This is a genomic window from Sulfurimonas denitrificans DSM 1251 (genome assembly GCF_000012965.1).
Taxonomy (GTDB): Bacteria; Campylobacterota; Campylobacteria; order Campylobacterales; family Sulfurimonadaceae; genus Sulfurimonas; species Sulfurimonas denitrificans.
In genome coordinates this window covers 703720-719850 of record NC_007575.1, presented here as the reverse complement: position 1 = coordinate 719850, position 16131 = coordinate 703720, and the positions used below count along the sequence as shown (strand labels likewise).

At 30.6% G+C, this 16131-nt stretch carries 13 protein-coding genes; 2 read left to right on the top strand and 11 right to left on the bottom strand.

The window, feature by feature from the left end; translation table 11 throughout:
* Positions 1-7: 7 nt before the first annotated feature.
* Together SUDEN_RS03675 and flhF are read right to left on the bottom strand one after the other, a co-directional pair.
* On the bottom strand, positions 8-883 hold the full coding sequence (locus tag SUDEN_RS03675) for a P-loop NTPase (protein ID WP_011372337.1): 876 nt from the start codon (positions 881-883) through the stop codon (positions 8-10).
* The gene (gene flhF / locus SUDEN_RS03670) at positions 880-1968 is read right to left on the bottom strand and encodes a flagellar biosynthesis protein FlhF (RefSeq protein WP_011372336.1); all 1089 of its coding nucleotides are present in this window, start codon (positions 1966-1968) and stop codon (positions 880-882) included. Before flhF ends, SUDEN_RS03675 begins: the two co-directional genes overlap by 4 nt.
* Between flhF and SUDEN_RS03665 the strand changes: the two genes are divergently transcribed.
* Positions 1877-3553: a hypothetical protein gene (locus SUDEN_RS03665; RefSeq protein WP_011373217.1), complete on the top strand. Its 1677-nt coding sequence runs from the start codon at positions 1877-1879 to the stop codon at positions 3551-3553. The genes flhF and SUDEN_RS03665 overlap by 92 nt on opposite strands.
* Here SUDEN_RS03665 and SUDEN_RS03660 read toward each other — a convergent pair.
* From SUDEN_RS03660 to SUDEN_RS03645, 5 genes are all read right to left on the bottom strand, one after another.
* Positions 3543-5753 (bottom strand): hypothetical protein, encoded by a 2211-nt coding sequence (locus SUDEN_RS03660; RefSeq protein ID WP_011372334.1) that lies wholly within the window; start codon positions 5751-5753, stop codon positions 3543-3545. The genes SUDEN_RS03665 and SUDEN_RS03660 overlap by 11 nt on opposite strands.
* A complete protein-coding gene (locus tag SUDEN_RS03655; protein WP_011372333.1) occupies positions 5737-7881 on the bottom strand; it encodes an AAA family ATPase in 2145 nt (714 codons plus the stop codon). The genes SUDEN_RS03660 and SUDEN_RS03655 overlap by 17 nt, the downstream gene beginning before the upstream one ends.
* 2 nt (positions 7882-7883) lie before the next feature.
* A complete protein-coding gene (locus tag SUDEN_RS10995) occupies positions 7884-8843 on the bottom strand; it encodes a hypothetical protein (protein WP_049752194.1) in 960 nt (319 codons plus the stop codon).
* An 86-nt stretch (positions 8844-8929) separates the two neighbouring features.
* Positions 8930-9313: a hypothetical protein gene (locus SUDEN_RS10990; protein WP_011372331.1), complete on the bottom strand. Its 384-nt coding sequence runs from the start codon at positions 9311-9313 to the stop codon at positions 8930-8932.
* Entirely contained in the window at positions 9314-10906 is a 1593-nt protein-coding gene (locus SUDEN_RS03645; protein WP_011372330.1) for an HsdM family class I SAM-dependent methyltransferase, read from the bottom strand. It lies immediately after the preceding gene.
* Between the two features lie 173 nt (positions 10907-11079).
* On the opposite strand from SUDEN_RS03645, the gene tnpA reads away from it, so the two are divergent.
* Positions 11080-11436, top strand: a complete 357-nt coding sequence (tnpA, locus tag SUDEN_RS03640) for an IS200/IS605 family transposase (protein WP_011372329.1) — start codon at positions 11080-11082, stop codon at positions 11434-11436.
* Positions 11437-11446: 10 nt separating this feature from the next.
* Here tnpA and SUDEN_RS03635 read toward each other — a convergent pair whose 3' ends face one another.
* Genes SUDEN_RS03635 through SUDEN_RS10985 form a run of 4 tightly spaced genes read right to left on the bottom strand, consistent with a single transcriptional unit; the run spans position 11447 to position 16021 of the window.
* Positions 11447-12583: a TniQ family protein gene (locus SUDEN_RS03635; RefSeq protein ID WP_011372328.1), complete on the bottom strand. Its 1137-nt coding sequence runs from the start codon at positions 12581-12583 to the stop codon at positions 11447-11449.
* Positions 12580-13521 carry a TniB family NTP-binding protein gene (locus SUDEN_RS03630; protein WP_011372327.1) on the bottom strand — a complete coding sequence of 314 codons (942 nt, stop codon included), beginning with the start codon at positions 13519-13521 and terminating at the stop codon, positions 12580-12582. The genes SUDEN_RS03635 and SUDEN_RS03630 overlap by 4 nt, the downstream gene beginning before the upstream one ends.
* A 3-nt stretch (positions 13522-13524) precedes the next feature.
* Positions 13525-15381 (bottom strand): Mu transposase C-terminal domain-containing protein, encoded by a 1857-nt coding sequence (locus SUDEN_RS03625; protein WP_011372326.1) that lies wholly within the window; start codon positions 15379-15381, stop codon positions 13525-13527.
* Positions 15374-16021 carry a heteromeric transposase endonuclease subunit TnsA gene (locus tag SUDEN_RS10985; RefSeq protein WP_011372325.1) on the bottom strand — a complete coding sequence of 216 codons (648 nt, stop codon included), beginning with the start codon at positions 16019-16021 and terminating at the stop codon, positions 15374-15376. The genes SUDEN_RS03625 and SUDEN_RS10985 overlap by 8 nt, the downstream gene beginning before the upstream one ends.
* Between the last annotated feature and the right edge of the window lie 110 nt (positions 16022-16131).

Here is a 16131-nt window from a genome sequence, read left to right as displayed (position 1 = left end):
ACTTGATTTAAAAATGTTTTACTAAACGCTTAAAAAGCCCAGATAAACCACTCTCGCTTGGAGAAACTAGCACATTTCGTTCCAAATTTTTTACTATATTCTTAGCAATAGCTATGACATCTTTATGAACGCTTGAACCTTCATGTACAATAGTAAAGAGCGCCCTTTGTTTAATAGATGAAGATACTTTTACATCACTATCAATTTTTCCAATTAATTTTAAATTAAGTTTATCTCCAATATTTGCAAATGCTACCTTTTTTATCTTCTCATATACTGCTGCTGCCTCTTTTTCGTTTTTCACCTGATTCATAATCAAACCGATGTCACTGCGCAAAGCGGCTATTGTTTTTATAGTTGCATAGGCATCTGTAATTGCTGCAGGGTCTGGGACAGTTACCACAATGACATCATCTGCTGCATCTAGGAACATCTGTATATGCTCTCCAATGCCAGCTCCTGTATCGATTATCATAATATCTAACTTATCTAACACCTCAGCTTCGCTCATAAATCTCTCAAATAGAGCTTTATCTGAATACTTCAAAATCTCATCACCGCTCTCACCAGGGATAAGAATAAGATTTCTTGTTATCGGTATCAAAATATCTCCAACTGTTGCCTCGCCTTTTAGTACATGTAATATGTTTTTCTTTATTTTTACATTAAACATTACATCCAGATTTGCAAGACCTATGTCAGCATCAAATATACCTACATTTAATCCACTTTGAGATAAAACATACGCCAAATTTGAGCTTATCGTACTTTTTCCAACACCACCTTTTCCACTAGTTATTGCAATAAAGCGTGTTTTTTTTGATTTTTTTGGCGAGTTAGATGAGACTAATTCTTGAAGCCCTTTAGCTTGATTCCCTATCATGCTTTGCTCCTATTAAAACCATTTAATAAACACTCAACTAAAAAATCGCTTGTTGCACAAACCAAATCCTCAGGAACTTCTTGCCCAACAGAGAAGTAACTTATTGGCTTTTTTATCTCATATGCAAGGGAAAATATATTCCCAAAACCTCTTGTTTCATCAAGCTTTGTAAACATTAGCGTATCCACATTTAGACTAGAGAAATTTTCATAAGTTGCTTTTAAATCTTCATATTTTATAGAGCTTGGCATTACTAAGACAACGTCTATATTGTACTTTGTATCATTTCCATCTAAACACTCATAAATTTTTTCAATCTTATTTCTATCGTATGGACTAGAACCCATTGTGTCTATTAAAATATAGTCACAATATTTAAGTGAATCAAGCGCACTAGCAAAATCTGATGGATCTACTACTGTCTCAATTGCTAATTTCATCATTCTTGCATACTGCATAAGTTGCTCAACTGCACCTATACGGTAAGTATCAAGAACTATAAGCCCTACTTTATACTTTTTTTGCATCAAAAAGGAGTATCTTGCAGCCAATTTTGCAACAGATGTTGTTTTGCCAACCCCTGTTGGACCAACTAACATTATCACCTTTTTATTTCCAATTGAGGGCAGCGCTTCAAGTCTTACAGGCACCATTTTTCTGAGTATTGTTTGAAAATATCTCTTTATTGTAGATGAATTTTCTCTCATTTTAAATGGCATATGTTCTAGTGTCATTCTCATAATAGCATCTAAATGCTCTTTGTTCATGCCACTTTGAGAAGCAAGTCTGTAAATCTCTGCAAATTCAGATGGAATATGACTATCTAAATCTGGGGCTTTTTCTTCCCAGAACATATTTTGAATAATCTTAACCTTATCCCCTAATTTCGCTATTTCTGATTTTATCTCTTTTAACTCTTTTGGCTCAAGCATACTGTCATTTACAAGAACAAAAGTTACTCTACAATAATAAATGTTACTGGAGGATTGAGATTTGTCACAAAACAATTCAGCAATCCTCAATTTCTTCTCAAAATTTCCTAACCAACCGTTTGAATTTGTAACAGTTACAGATATCAATATCAAAGAACACCCCAACTACTACAAAGCAATTTTTCGTAATATAAAAACAGGCAGATTTCGTTCAGAACATATAGCCCCTGAAATGATGAGATATAAGTATAAAGTCGGTCATATATATACTGACGGTGAGCATGTTGGTCAGAATAAAACTTTGCTCAAGGGTGAGTTTACAGTCAATGAAAATATTGATGTAAATCTTGTGCGTTTATCAACGGTCCTTAGTGAAGAAGAAGCTAAAAACATAATAGATTATGAAGATGTAGCTAAGTACCTGTTGAGACAATATGCCCATGTAGAAGTACAAGATGAATGTACACTTATAATACCGTGCTATACGATAGCAAATAGATTCTACTTCTTATCTTCATCTATGAAACATGCGATTATGAGTGAGACGCTTGGAGAGCTTTATTATGAAGGTAGTTTCCATAATGAAAAAAATGCCAAAGGAGAAACTGTCATAAAGCTGCATATTAAAAAGAAAGCAGGAAAAAAAGACCTGCCTTTTTTATGTCGTTTTATAGGTAATTCTTTTGCAAGAGCAAGACTTGAATATATTTCAAATCAAAAATCTTTAAGTGCGAGCTTTGAGTATCAACAAATCAAGGCGCAATTCCCTGTTAAAAATCCTTTCGAGATATACGCTTCATACATATACCTAGGAGACGATGAAAGAGGTAATCCTAAGTACTTGGTCCTAAATATACATTCGGATAACTCAGCGCTAGGATTTGAAGAGCTTTACTATAAACAGTTTAGTGCCAAAGCAGACCCTAGAGATATTGGTCCTGAGCAATATAATATTCCCAAGCCGCCTAAGAAAAAGTTCAAAAGAAAAAAGCCTCAAAGAAGCAATAAGATTTATACGGGCACACCATCTAGTGAGTATCTAACATATATCATACGCACAAACGAAGATGAATACTATAAAAACAAAGTACCTATGCATGAAACAACTATCTATTTAGAGAATGAATCAGAACTGCTTGTTGATAATATTCCAAAAACGGTGGGGAACAGTTTTGAAACTCCGACAGCTGATGGAGATAAAAATCTTGGTGAAGTTGCAATCTCAAACGACTCAGAAGAAAACAATACAGAGAAGAAGATATTTAATTTAGAAAACTTTTATCAGTTTTATGAGGCTTTACTGACTTTTGCATTTGTAGAGGGTTCAGAACTCGTTGGACCGTTAAAAATAAAAAAGATTCAAAACAAAAAACGAAAGTCAACTAAGTCAAGGTCACTACTGCATGGTGATGAGGACAAGCAAAGAAGATTTCTGTTTGGAGAGCTTGCTTATGACCAAAAAGCTGTATACATTGTTGAGATAGAGCAAGACAGCAGTTGGGGACCATCAACCTGGATATTTTTTACAAGTGAAGATACGGAGCCGTATACTGAACATGATATGCAAGAGATAATAGAACACTACATTGAAGAAGATTTGCCGTATAAAGACCTTGCTAGGTATGTTGAAAAGAACTACTCTCTTTCATTTGAGCAAAAAGAGCATAAAAAAGGCGATGTTGACGATGACAGTGTTGAGAGATGGTGTGAGAGTGTTTTGAAAAAAATTATTTTGTAATAAAAGATTTGGTTGATTTTTTAAATTTTAATAGTTTGTAAATGTTTGTTTTTGTTAAATCATTATTGTTAAATAATTTTTTATAAAGTTCATCAAATTTTTCTAATGACATTGCTTTTATATGTGCATGTTCATTTCTTAAGTTAATAATTTCTGAGAGAAATCCAGTTAATTCTGATGTGAAAAATACTCTATTCAAATTTTCTATTTCATCAAACTCCTCAATTGTTTTTGCATCTTTAAGAAGCAAAATAATTCCACCTAGCATTATGCCTTGAAGTTTACTTATATTATTGTGTTCGAATTGATTTAACTTCACTTGCTTTCTATTCTCTAAATCTTGAGTGATACTTCGTCTTGAGTTTGATATATTTATCCAAGGAGAAGTATTATTACAAACATTACTTTTGATTCTTAGAAACCATGAAAAAGACGTATTAAGCTCAAGTTCAACTAGTTTCCATAAACCACTTGCGGGCATAGAATAATCAAAATGTTCAAAGTTTCTAGCTACGTAATAGTTGTATATTGAAGAAGAAGATTTTAAAAACTTTATACTATCTTCCTCTAAAATATCACTATATTGGTCAAGAACTTCTTGAACTTCTGGAGATATTTTTTCTCCTATCTCTTCACTTAATTTTGTTGCTGATTCTAAAAGTGTATTATCAAGTTCAGCAAAAACTTCTTCTTTGTTTTCAAGATCTTCACTGTTTAAGAGTTTAGTAATTAACTCACTTCTGCGAACATCTATTTCACTTGTAAATCTTTCAGAGCTTGATTGAATTATGGCGTCATTCTCTTCTTTTCTAATCTGTTCTTCAATTCTTTCAAAATCATATTTAAAATTAATACTATTTTTATCTTTATCGAAATTCATATCAATTTTCAAAACACCAAAGTTAAAATATTGGTTACTTTCTTTTGTAATTTTAATATGGTCATTCTCATGTGGATAATATGGATAAATCAAATAAGCCAATGTTGAATAGCCGTTATTATTTAATAACTCTGTATCAAGCTTTAACTTTAAAAAATCTTCAGATCCAATTTCATTAAACTTAGGAATGTTTTTCCATTTAGCATCAAGTACAACTTTTATTTTCTTTTCTTCATCAATCAAAATATAGTCAGGTTTTGAATTTCTCTTTGTATCACCATCATATTTTGAGGTTAAATCATATTGTGTCTGGGTTTTTTTACTTGCTTCTTTGTGCTTATCAAAAAGTACAGAATATTGATGACCTACAGTACTTTCAAAAATATCATAAATATACCATTCATAGAATGTTGAAGGATTTATAAAAAATGATGTTGTAGTTAAATCATATCGATTGCTAACATACACTTCATTATCTTGATACATCTGCTCAAAACCAAACAATGATTTTATATCCACTAACAACAACTTGGTATCACTCTTGTTACTATACACTTTTGTTGTTTTAGAATTATTCAATTTTGATAAACTAAATTTGTAATTCTTATCTATAGGATATTTTTTAGCGATAAAGCTTATCAGTTCTCTTGCTTCTTGGATGAGTTGCTTTTTATATTCTTCATCTTTGATAATATCTATTCTTCTTTTAGCAAACAATTTTAAAGCACCATAAGTTATAGTTGCTATTTGAGAATACAGTACATCTAACGATTGTGTTTGATGTATTTTTGTTTTGTCTAACTCTTTTATATTTTTTGAGAGATTAAGTTTATATTTAATATCTTGTGATTTATAATCTATATGAATTTTTCTAAAATTTTTATGCTTTTTAAAAAAGTACTCTATTGATTCAAGTATTGATTTGTACTTATAATATTCAAACTCTTCAATTGGGTTATGAGAGTTGTTTTCATCTTGATTGTTTTCTTCAAATGCAAGACTTAAAAGTGAATTTGGTATCTGTTTTGTTGTGTCAAATCTGTATTTATTATTTACTCTATGATAATGAAGTAAATAATTCACAAAATCTTTTTGTGCAGTTGGACTTTTTTCATCAATCGTTTTAGGTAATATGATAATTTTATAAATTTGTTCATCTTGCTTGAAGATGTAATAACCCACTTCATTGTTATACATTTTATTAAATAAATCAATAAAATGATGTTCAAATTTAGAAGAATTTATCCCTTGATTTTGAAGAGAATAAAAAATATCTTTTTCATTCTCTTTAAGGAATATTAGTTTAACTAAGGAAGTCATAGTGAATTTTTGATTGAATATCTTTTATCATTTTATAATAGCTATTTTCAATCTCAATACTAACATCTTCAGGTAAAGATATACCTTCTATGATAGATTTAAAAACATCAAATTCTATTTCTCTTATATCTTTAAATTCTGTTATCAATTTAGAAAATGCTTTATAAAATAACTCTTTATTTTCAACATCTTTCCATATAGCATGACCTATTAAAAATCTATCAGGATGAATTTCGCCTTGCTTTTCCATAACAGCATTAATAGACTTATTCAATTTATCAAAAAAATCTTTTGCATAATCATTTACGATAGTTTCCTTTGGATAAATTTCAATAACCTCAAACCTTCTTAAGAGATTATCTTCTATCACTTTTTTATCATCTCTATAATTAGATGTACAAAATATATATAAATTATATGGCATTATCATTTTTTTATACTTCGTACTATCATTTACAAGATATGGTATCTCAACATAGTCTAAAGTATCATCTTCATCTACCAATTTATCCACAAGGTCTTCATAGTTATCATATTCTTTATTATCAGCGGTTAATTTTGCTCTTTTATCATCTTCAATTAAGTAGATTAAATCCCCAATAAGCTCATTGAGGCTATTTTCTTGTATCTCTTCAAGAATCAATACAAAAGGTTGATTTGGATGAAATGTAGCTCTTTTTATAATATCTAATATAAGCCCCTGCTTTTCACTATATTTGATATTTCCTTTATCACTTGTTGATATTCCTATTCCTTGCATAAGATCACTATTTGAAGATGCAGAATGTATATTTATACGCAGTGCATTTTTATCATTTTTTGCTAATTCTAAATGATTTTTTATAATCTCATTTATAGCCCTACTTTTCCCAGTACCTGGAACACCTTTAAAAAGAATATTTTTATATGAAAAATCTAAGTTTCCTTTTCCTTCATCTGAAAATTTTATTTTTATAATTTCTGTATCTTTCATATTGTCTTCTTCTTCTTTACTATTATTAAAGGTATTTATATTACTTTCACCTTTTAAAAATTTTATATATTGCTTTAATCCATTACTTGTATCAGAGTTATCATGTCGTTTATTATAATCATATAAATCGCCTGATTCTAATCTATCTAATAGTTCATTTACTTCTTTTAAATCTTGAAGTTTAAATATATCAATATTATCAAATCCAAAAGTAATCAACTCCGTCTTTAATTGTTTTAAAGCACGTAAATATCCTTTCTTAGTACTTTCTGCATAAGGTTTTCCATCAACAGAGTGATAACTACTACTTAACCACCACTCCGTAAATTTTTCTTCATTATCATTTTGTGCATTAGTTACAATTGATGATTCAGATTGAAGAACACCATTGAAACTATTTTCAATCTTATTTTCTTCTAATTCTTGCATAAGTTCTCCAATATCTAAATCTTCTTCATCAGAACTTTTTTCTATTTCACAATTTTCATTTTCTATAAATTGATTATTTGTATATTCGTAGCAATCTTTCTTTTCAGCCTCTATATCGTAACAAACATATAAAGACTGACTCCCCTCTAAATAGATTTTTTTATATTTAAATTTAGAAAATATCAATTCTTGAAAATCTTCTTTCAAACCTCGAAAAATAACAAGTGAATTAGGCTTTAATATTTTAGATAATGTTTTATTTAAAGCATCAAAATCTTTATTTTCTTTATTAACAAAATCTTTTATTGTTGGTTTACCACCATGGGTAGGATTAAATATAAGCAAATCAACACTATTTTCTTCAAAACAATCTGAATTAAAAAAATCACATTGTTTCAATTCACAGTTTTCTAATAAGTTTTCTAATTCTTGATTACATTCATCTAAAAAGTAATCATTTAAAATAATATTTTTATATTGTATTTGATTTTCTAATAATATATGTGAAGCTAAATTCCCACTACCAAAACATAAATCCATCACTGTTTCAATAGAATCTAATTTATTTTTAATAACTATATCTTTTTGTATTTCATTGATAAATTGTGATTTTAGTAATGCTTCATCTGAATTAATATAGTAATATTTATTGTTTTTAGTTTCTTTTGAATTTGCTATATTAATATTGAATTTCTCTATTTGGCTATATATTCCTTCTTTTGTCATCATTATCTCCATTCTATTTTGCTAAAAGTTCTATATAAAAAAGCTTCATCTATTTTATCAGTTAGTATAGTAATATTTTCAAATTTTTCAAATTGATTATCTATACTTTGTAAAATACTATTCCAAAATTCTATTAATATTTTTTGTAAATCTAAAGATGAATAGAGATTATGATTCTCAGGTAAGGTAATTTTTATGAAAGATAAATTATCGTTATTTGCTTTATTACCAAAATCAAAATTATATTTGTATTTTGTGAATTTATAAGACATATAGAAATAATCATCCTGTATATCTGCCTCATTAAATTCTAAAGTTTTACAAATATTAGTAGTGTAAAACCCTTTTGGATAATTTTCTTTGGCTCTTTTTGTAATATTTCCACCTTCTCCATCTGCTGTTAGCGTATAATAATTTTTTCCAATATAATGCTTTACTTCGTTCCATTTTTGTTTAGTGTCATTAAATACATAATGTTTTAAAGGCTCAGATTTATTATTTCCCAATAAACTTTTTATAGTTCCCATTATGTCTTTTTTCACACCAGCACTTATCAATGGAATCTCGCCTGTTCCTCTTTTAACATAACCAGCTGGAAATTCAGAACCATTTGTTACCTTAACTAAATCAAAAAAAGGTACTTCTTTAAACACTATACTTTCTAGAGTAAGATCATAGCCATTGTCATCTGCAAAACTATTAAAACTTTTTGTTAATATTTTGTCATATTTAAATGTAGCAGGAACTAAAGCTTTTTTGATTTTTTCTATAATTGGTTTTTGATGGTCAACAGTTTTTCTAAAGATATCTGTATAATTTATTTTCCAAAATTCTAAAAATTCAACTATTATATTTTGTATATCAATAGATTTATATTCATTATAATCTTTAGGAATAGAAATAGACAAAGGCTTAACATTATCCATACTCAATTCTATTTGACCACCAGAACCTTCTGCCATTGACTCCAATTTTTTAAATCCAAATTTTACGAAAAAATATAACAAGTAAAATTGATTAATTATATTTTTATCATATCTAAGAGTAGTTATATGACTATCAGATACGTAATTTCCATCAAGATCGAAAAGTGTGTTACTCTCCCGCAAGTACCTACACCAGTTGTATTAATTAAGATATCACCTTTTTGTAAATATTTAGGGTTCTTGACTTTTGATAAATCCAAATAAGCTGTTTTCGTAAAGTTAAACTCATTATAATTCCCTCGAGCTTGTCCAGATTTTATAACCATTGTATCCGTGGGATTATGCGAATATTTAGGAGTTGAACCTTTTATAAAGTCATCAACAATATCATCTATTGTTTTTTTATCAAAAAGTACTTTATTAATATCTAAATCAGCATATTTCCCAGTTTTTTCCTGAAACTCTTTAAACTTTTCAATAACTTGACTATCTAAAGTTCCTATCATTTATTTTATCCCAAAGAGTGAGCTGTTCTGAAACTCTTCACACATCTCTTTCATGAGCATATTAAGCTCATTTGTAAGCTCATCGAAGTTTAAATCTTCCACCTCGTCTTTGAAGCCTATCTCATTTGATATATTTATCTCATATCTATCTTTTGAGTCTATAAATTTTGATTTATATTTAAACTCTTTTTTACTGTTGATAAGGGTGGCAAGTCTACGAATATTTTTTTGACTATAAGAATTCTTCATCTTATCTTTGGCTTGTAGATGTGGTGAAAAAAGTTCTTCCTCTTTTGTGTCTGCTTTTACTATTGTGATTTTTTCGCTTGGGTCACTATCCAAAAACCATATATGCGAACTTATATCCGTATTGGTAAACATTGCACTTGGCTGTTCGAGCACAGCACTTACAAAACCTGTATTAAATATCTCTTTTCTTATCTTTGATTCACTACTTGTAGCATTTCCAGTACTTATAAGCGTAGATGAACTAATTATAGCCGCATGAGCGTGTTTATTCCTTCTTTTTTCTGATTTCATCAGATTTATTATGTGTTGCATAAACAAAAATTGACCATCAGATTTTTTAGGAGTTACTACTTTATTTTTTTCATCTTTAACTACAAAAAAGTCACTTTTTTTGCTACTCATATTTTGTACTATTTCATCATAGTTATGCTTCCAATCCACGCCAAATGGTGGATTTGCTATGATAAAGTCGAAGCTTGTATCTCCATTGATTCCATTTGCAAAAGCAGGATTAGTTAAAGTGTTTCCATAAGCTATCGTATTTTTAATACCTTGTGATTTTCCATCAAGAGAACTAATTTCAAGAAATATTTTTGCTAAAAGCCAAGTTTGCCCGTGTAACTCTTGTCCATAAACCTCAATATTTTCTATTTTATTTTTGTTATAAAAGTAGTGTGCAGATTCCATGAGCATACTGGCAGTTCCACAAGTTGGATCATAAATAGCAAGCTTATCATACCCCTCAGCTTCAAATTTAGAAACCTCACACATAAGATGTACAATAGATTTTTGAGTGAAATGTTGCCCTGTTAAATCACCACTAAGTTTTTTCATTCTTGAAATAGTAGCTTCATACAAGTCTTTGTACTGTTCTTTTGGATAGTCTCTAAAATTTGCCTTATATGTGTAAATGTCAAGTACATTTTCAAGATAATTATTAGGTAGCTCTTGAATGTATCTTTCAAGTTCAAATGTTTTAAAATGATTTAAATAGGTCAAAATATTTTTAGAGGTATCTGGATTATATTTGCTCTCTTGTGTGAAATAATTTAGATTTTGCCCAAGCTTTTCTATATTTTTTATAATATTTAGAAAAGTTTTTTTTGTTTCACCCAAGTCATATTTAGCAAATATTGCATGATCCAAGCCAAAATTATTATTATATTCAAAAGTGAACATAAGCTTGTCATTGTCAATTAGAAGTTTTAAAGCCATAAAAGCCATGATTCTTTGGTCATAAGTAGATTCATTAATCCCTATATCTCTAAGGATATCAGAATAAGCCCAGTAGTAATCGCATAGACTTTTTTCAAGAATTTTAGCTCTGTTTGGTATCATCGTCATCTTAACTCCTTTGGTATTCTATCCAAAAATATTTTATATAAAAGAAGAGTATAGAAAATATTTTAAAATTTAAAAATATATTGCAATTTGTCATATTTTTAAAACGCTTGACAAATCACACTAATATATAATATTATACAAAAAAAATAATTAGTTGTCAAGGAAAAATTATATTGTTAAATAGCGGATTTAAAAGGAATAGACACTCATTTTATAACCTAAACTATTATTTAGTTGTAAGTATATTTGAGGGCAAAAAAATTATATATGATACACTAGAAGAAAATCTAAAAAATATCATATTGCAAAATATCGATAAGCATAAATGTAAGCTTGTAGACATCACAATAGAGGAACAGTCAAAAGTAATAATTCATTTTAGTGCCCCGCCTCATATAAAGCTATCTTCATTTGTCAATAATCTAAAAACTGTGTCTAGTAGATTAATAAGGAAAGACTTTAAATCTTTGCTTGAAAGAAAAGATATGGGGAGTCATTTTTGGGCTATGGAATATTATATTTACACTTGAAGTAGTGGCATTATTGTTGAATGAAGTTTTTTAAATTATTATCATTACTACCAAAATTACACCCTAGTAATTTAGTAAGATTGGCTTTGTTTATTTCTTTGCGTATTGACTTTAAATATTGCTCTGCATGTTCTACTTCTTCTTTTGTGACTGTCATGCTATGCGGCAGATATCGCGGTGAAATGTCATTAACAATGCTCTCATACCAAAACGGTATATTATGTACCTTTGTCGTTAAATCGTAATAAGTAAGCCTGTTTGCTTGGATATAGGCTTTTAAATTGTGTGGAAAATCTTCAAATATATACATAATCAACCCAAAAAGTGCTGATTGTGCTTTTGCATCTACTTTTTTAAATATAGGATGATTCACATTTTGGTGTTTCGCATCTTTTATGAGTAAAAATAATGGATGTTTATCTATAAATTTATGCTTGTAATTAAGGAGTATAAGCTTGGATAGTTTTGAAAAAACTTCAAAAAATAAAAATGAGTAGACAGGAGTTTTGCCAAGCTGGATATAGCCGTTTTCTATAGTTTTAAAAATCTTGTTTTGATACTCAAGACTTGAAATATGCTTTTTATGAATCGGTAGTTTTCTTCCTTTTTTCAGTTCAAATCCGCAATGGTGGCAGTGTGTGTAAGGTAGCCTGTTTTCATACATTTGCGAGGTATCGAGTTTTGTTTTGCAAGAAGGACAATGCTCGTATAAGCGGCATTGGTGTTTATGACAAATATTGTAAAAAACAACCCGCCATTTTTTTCTAAAGTAGGGCACTTTGTCTTCTCGTAGACAGATAGGACAATATTTTTGATGGGTAAAAAATGTAGCTGGATTATTCTCATAGATATTTTCTTGAATATATCCTGAGTAGGTTGTTAGTATTAGGGAACGAATATCTATTTTGTGATGACTTTTTTCTTCGATGATTTTAATCATCTCTGGATCTAAAGTAAGATCGCTTTGAGCAAGAAAAAAAGAGTGCTGTCTGTAGTTTAGATATTGATTTGTAAAAGTATGTGGATGCGTCTTGTGGGCATATGCCGTGCGAACTATCCAGGAGGAAAGCAGTTCATCTTCAAGCGGTAGAGGGATGATTACAAAGTTTTCATTTTTTAGTTCCGGAAAGTTTATCTTTTTGATCATATATCTTTGAGATTCATAGTCTTATGAATATTTTGCAGAGTATTAAATCCACACTCTTTTATCTCGTTGATGGTAACTCTCTCGCTTCCTGTTTTTATGGCATATACGGCAGCTGCTTTAATCAAGTTCACAATCTCCCCAATATATCCGTTACATAGTTCAAGAATCTCTTGTGCATCATCCTTGTTGATAATTGTAGATTGTTTTTTTAGTGGCAGTTTGCTTATTGTGGTGGCTAAGAGACTGATGTAATCTTTATCCATCTTCCATTTTGTGAGATATTCCGGTCTGTATCTGCTGCTAATCTGATCTTCTGTGTTTACGGCACGTAAAGCTTCTTTGACTCCTGCTAAAATGACGGGCATTGTCAGTTTGCTGCTTAAATCTCTTATAGCACTCATAATCTGCTTTTGTCTTGCAGGGGAGCCGTTAAGAATGTTATGAATCTCATCGATGATAAGGACTCTGACATTAAGAGCTTTGAGGTAATACTCTACGAGTTTAGCTTTTACATCCAAGGAGTCACGTGTTTTATAGGGTATATTCAATTGCTCCAAGATAATACTGTAGAGTCTGCTCTCGCTTGGTTCTGTTGGTGAGATGACATATAAAACAGGTCTGCCAATACCGGTGTATTTATCAAAGAAGTCATCTGTGATCCAATCAGGCTGTTCGCCATCGATATTGTAATCGTAGGGCGGATGCTTCTCCAAAAACTGTTTGAGCAGAGATGTCTTTCCGTTGTTGCTTCCACCCACAAGCAAGATGCTGATATATCTGGTCTTGCCATAGCCGAAATTGTAAATATCTTCCATCTTTTCTAAGATATTTTGAGCGATAGGATAGTCAATCCAATACTCTTCGTTGATATATTTGATTCTCTCTTCATCAGAGCTGTCAAGTATTTTTTTTGTTTCTTCTGTTAGTTCAATATTCATACGCTACTCTTTAATGTGAAAAGTTTCTATGTTGTCAAAGAGGTCATGAAAAACATCATCAGCTTGTTTGGTCTCTTTCTCTTTTACAACTTGACTCTCTGTTTTGCTTTTTGACTTGATGTCGCTCATTTTAGGTGCTTTGCTTTTTCTTATTTTATGTTTGGCTGTTTTCTCTTTTGCCTGTTTTTCTATGTGTGTAAGCCGTTCGTAAGCATCAAAGAGGTCATCTTCATTTGTATCTTTGATACTATTCTCTTTTAGATATCTCTTTGCTGTATAGAGATCCCATACGGTCATATCTGGAGCATGAAGCTTTCTGTAGCTTAACTCAAAATACTCTTTGAGTTCCGGGTCAAAGAAGTAAAGCTTTTGGATACTCAGAGGGTCTCTTTTGACTTTAAACTTTAGCTTATTGCCTTGTTCATCATCCCTGTTTATCCAAGTTCTCAGAACATCCGAATAGTACGTAATACCATCAAGTGTGATGCCGTCTTTTTGAACGGTTCGGTAAAATGCAGGTAAGAGAGCGATTTTAATCGACTCCCTATCTTCTACAATTGGCGGCAAGCCTGTACCCGGATTCTCATCATCGCCAAAGATGCCTAAACTGTATTTTTGTCTCGGTGTCATGCCTATTCCATGATGTACACGGTTATGATAAACATTGACGATAAACTCCGTGAGCCACTTTGTTATCTCATCAAGGGTAAAAGTTGCGTTTTTGATGGAATCATACTCAGCTTTTTCGGCTATATTGGAAAATGTAGTACCTGGTAAATTATGAATTTCTTTATTTATAGTCAAAAAAATCCTCTCTACGTGGCTTCCGTATTGTGGTCTTCCAACGGGTCTTCGAACCATAGTCATGCCAAATTCATCGCATACTCTTTGCATATCAAGCCCTATTAGATCTTTGCCGTTATCGACTGCATATTTTGAAGGAATCCCGTATATTTCCCATTCGCCTTGAATATCGTATTTTTTTAGAAAATCATCCTTTGGCAAAAAAGCATTGTAGAGACACTGACTCACACTGAAATATCCGGGCGCTTGCAAGGAGAGATAAAATCCTGCAACCATTCTGGAATATACATCAATCGCCAGTGTTAAATAAGGTCTTCCTAGAGGTTTTCTTGAGTGAGAGTCAACAAGTATGATGTCAAGTGGAGTATGGTCTATCTGATACACTTCCAAAGGAAAGTTTCCCTCTGGATATTCTCCTTCAAAATTCCCATATTTTTCATTCGCTTTTTTTGCACTAAAACGTTTTTTCAGAGCGAATTTTGGATCGATTGTTTTTATTCTATTGCGGACAGTGTTCTCATGTGGAGGGATTATGTTGAGCTTCTTGCATTCTGCTTTAATGGTGTTGAAGATTTTCGGAAAACCGATTCTTTGTTTGGTAAGATAGAGTTCTTCTATAACATCTTCAATGACCTTATTTGTTAAAGGCTCTATGCGACTTCCTTTTTTGCCGCGTTTATGTTTGCTTGAGATTAGTGAACTGATTTTTTCTGATTCTTCATAGGTCTTTATCCAACGATAGACGGTCATAGCGGTCACTTTGTACTTAGCAGCTACCTCTTCAACTTCGTCACGTGACTTTTTTCTAAAGACGAGCTCTTTAATAGCATTGTATTTCTTTTTTGCTTCACTCCACTCCTCATCCGTATAGCTGTCTAGTTGCGTTTTTTCTTCTTGAGGCTTTGAAGATAAGTCTTGTATTTTTACATTGATGATTTCATTTTGATTATTTGTTGGAGCTATGGATAGGGTGTGAAAATTGACGGCTTTCAATATGATATGCTCAACGTTATTGTAGAAGACTTTGGAACCTATAGAAAGGTCTAGTTTACTCATGAATTTTTCCTTTAAGTATAAGAGAAGACATAGTAATCTTTGTGTGCATGTTTATCAGAGAAGGTTCCTTAAATATCTTATGCCAAAGATAGGGAAGTGTTTGCAATTGTTCAGTTTGATTGGTTGATAAAAGTTCTAAAAATGATTTGATAGAAATGGGCTCAGAAAGCTTATTGATATTCTCTAGTACTTTATTGGTCATAGTTTGACTTTCAGAGATAAAAGCATTTTTATAGAGAAAAACACAGTTTTTGAAATATATTTGGTCTATTTGTGCGTCTGTGAATGTTTCAAAAGGAAGTGACATTTGTCGGGCTATTTCTTCTTTTAAAACAGATATCTTATGTTGTAGTTTTGTATCGGAATCTATATCACTTTGGTATTTAACTTCAAAGATTTTTTTAGAGCCATCCTTATATATCACTAGTACATCAGGGGTATATCTTGTGTTTTTTGCTTTTAGCTTGTAATTGATTTTCAGTGGTTGTTCTTCAAACGAAACAACATCCTTATTAAATTCTAACAGCATAAAAAAATCTCTTTCCAAAATAGATTCAAAAGCTAATTGCTTGTTGTTCTTATAGCTTTTAAAATATCCGACACAAGAGATGTAGCTCTTCTTTATTTTTCTGACACTCATGAAATAATTATATCAAAATTAAAAATAATTTTAGATGTAAATTTAATAACATTAATTATTGTAAAAATAAATATATTAATTATTATAAATATATTTTGTAACATTAGTTT

Excerpts from the sequence above, each read along its gene's own strand:
- SUDEN_RS03675 (WP_011372337.1), bottom strand. The coding sequence starts at position 883 with ATGATAGGGAATCAAGCTAAAGGGCTTCAAGAATTAGTCTCATCTAAC.
- SUDEN_RS03660 (WP_011372334.1), bottom strand. The coding sequence starts at position 5,753 with ATGACTTCCTTAGTTAAACTAATATTCCTTAAAGAGAATGAAAAAGAT.
- SUDEN_RS03655 (WP_011372333.1), bottom strand. The coding sequence starts at position 7,881 with ATGACAAAAGAAGGAATATATAGCCAAATAGAGAAATTCAATATTAAT.
- SUDEN_RS10995 (WP_049752194.1), bottom strand. The coding sequence starts at position 8,843 with ATGGCAGAAGGTTCTGGTGGTCAAATAGAATTGAGTATGGATAATGTT.
- SUDEN_RS10990 (WP_011372331.1), bottom strand. The coding sequence starts at position 9,313 with ATGATAGGAACTTTAGATAGTCAAGTTATTGAAAAGTTTAAAGAGTTT.
- SUDEN_RS03645 (WP_011372330.1), bottom strand. The coding sequence starts at position 10,906 with ATGACGATGATACCAAACAGAGCTAAAATTCTTGAAAAAAGTCTATGC.
- SUDEN_RS03635 (WP_011372328.1), bottom strand. The coding sequence starts at position 12,583 with ATGATCAAAAAGATAAACTTTCCGGAACTAAAAAATGAAAACTTTGTA.
- SUDEN_RS03630 (WP_011372327.1), bottom strand. The coding sequence starts at position 13,521 with ATGAATATTGAACTAACAGAAGAAACAAAAAAAATACTTGACAGCTCT.
- SUDEN_RS03625 (WP_011372326.1), bottom strand. The coding sequence starts at position 15,381 with ATGAGTAAACTAGACCTTTCTATAGGTTCCAAAGTCTTCTACAATAAC.
- SUDEN_RS10985 (WP_011372325.1), bottom strand. The coding sequence starts at position 16,021 with ATGAGTGTCAGAAAAATAAAGAAGAGCTACATCTCTTGTGTCGGATAT.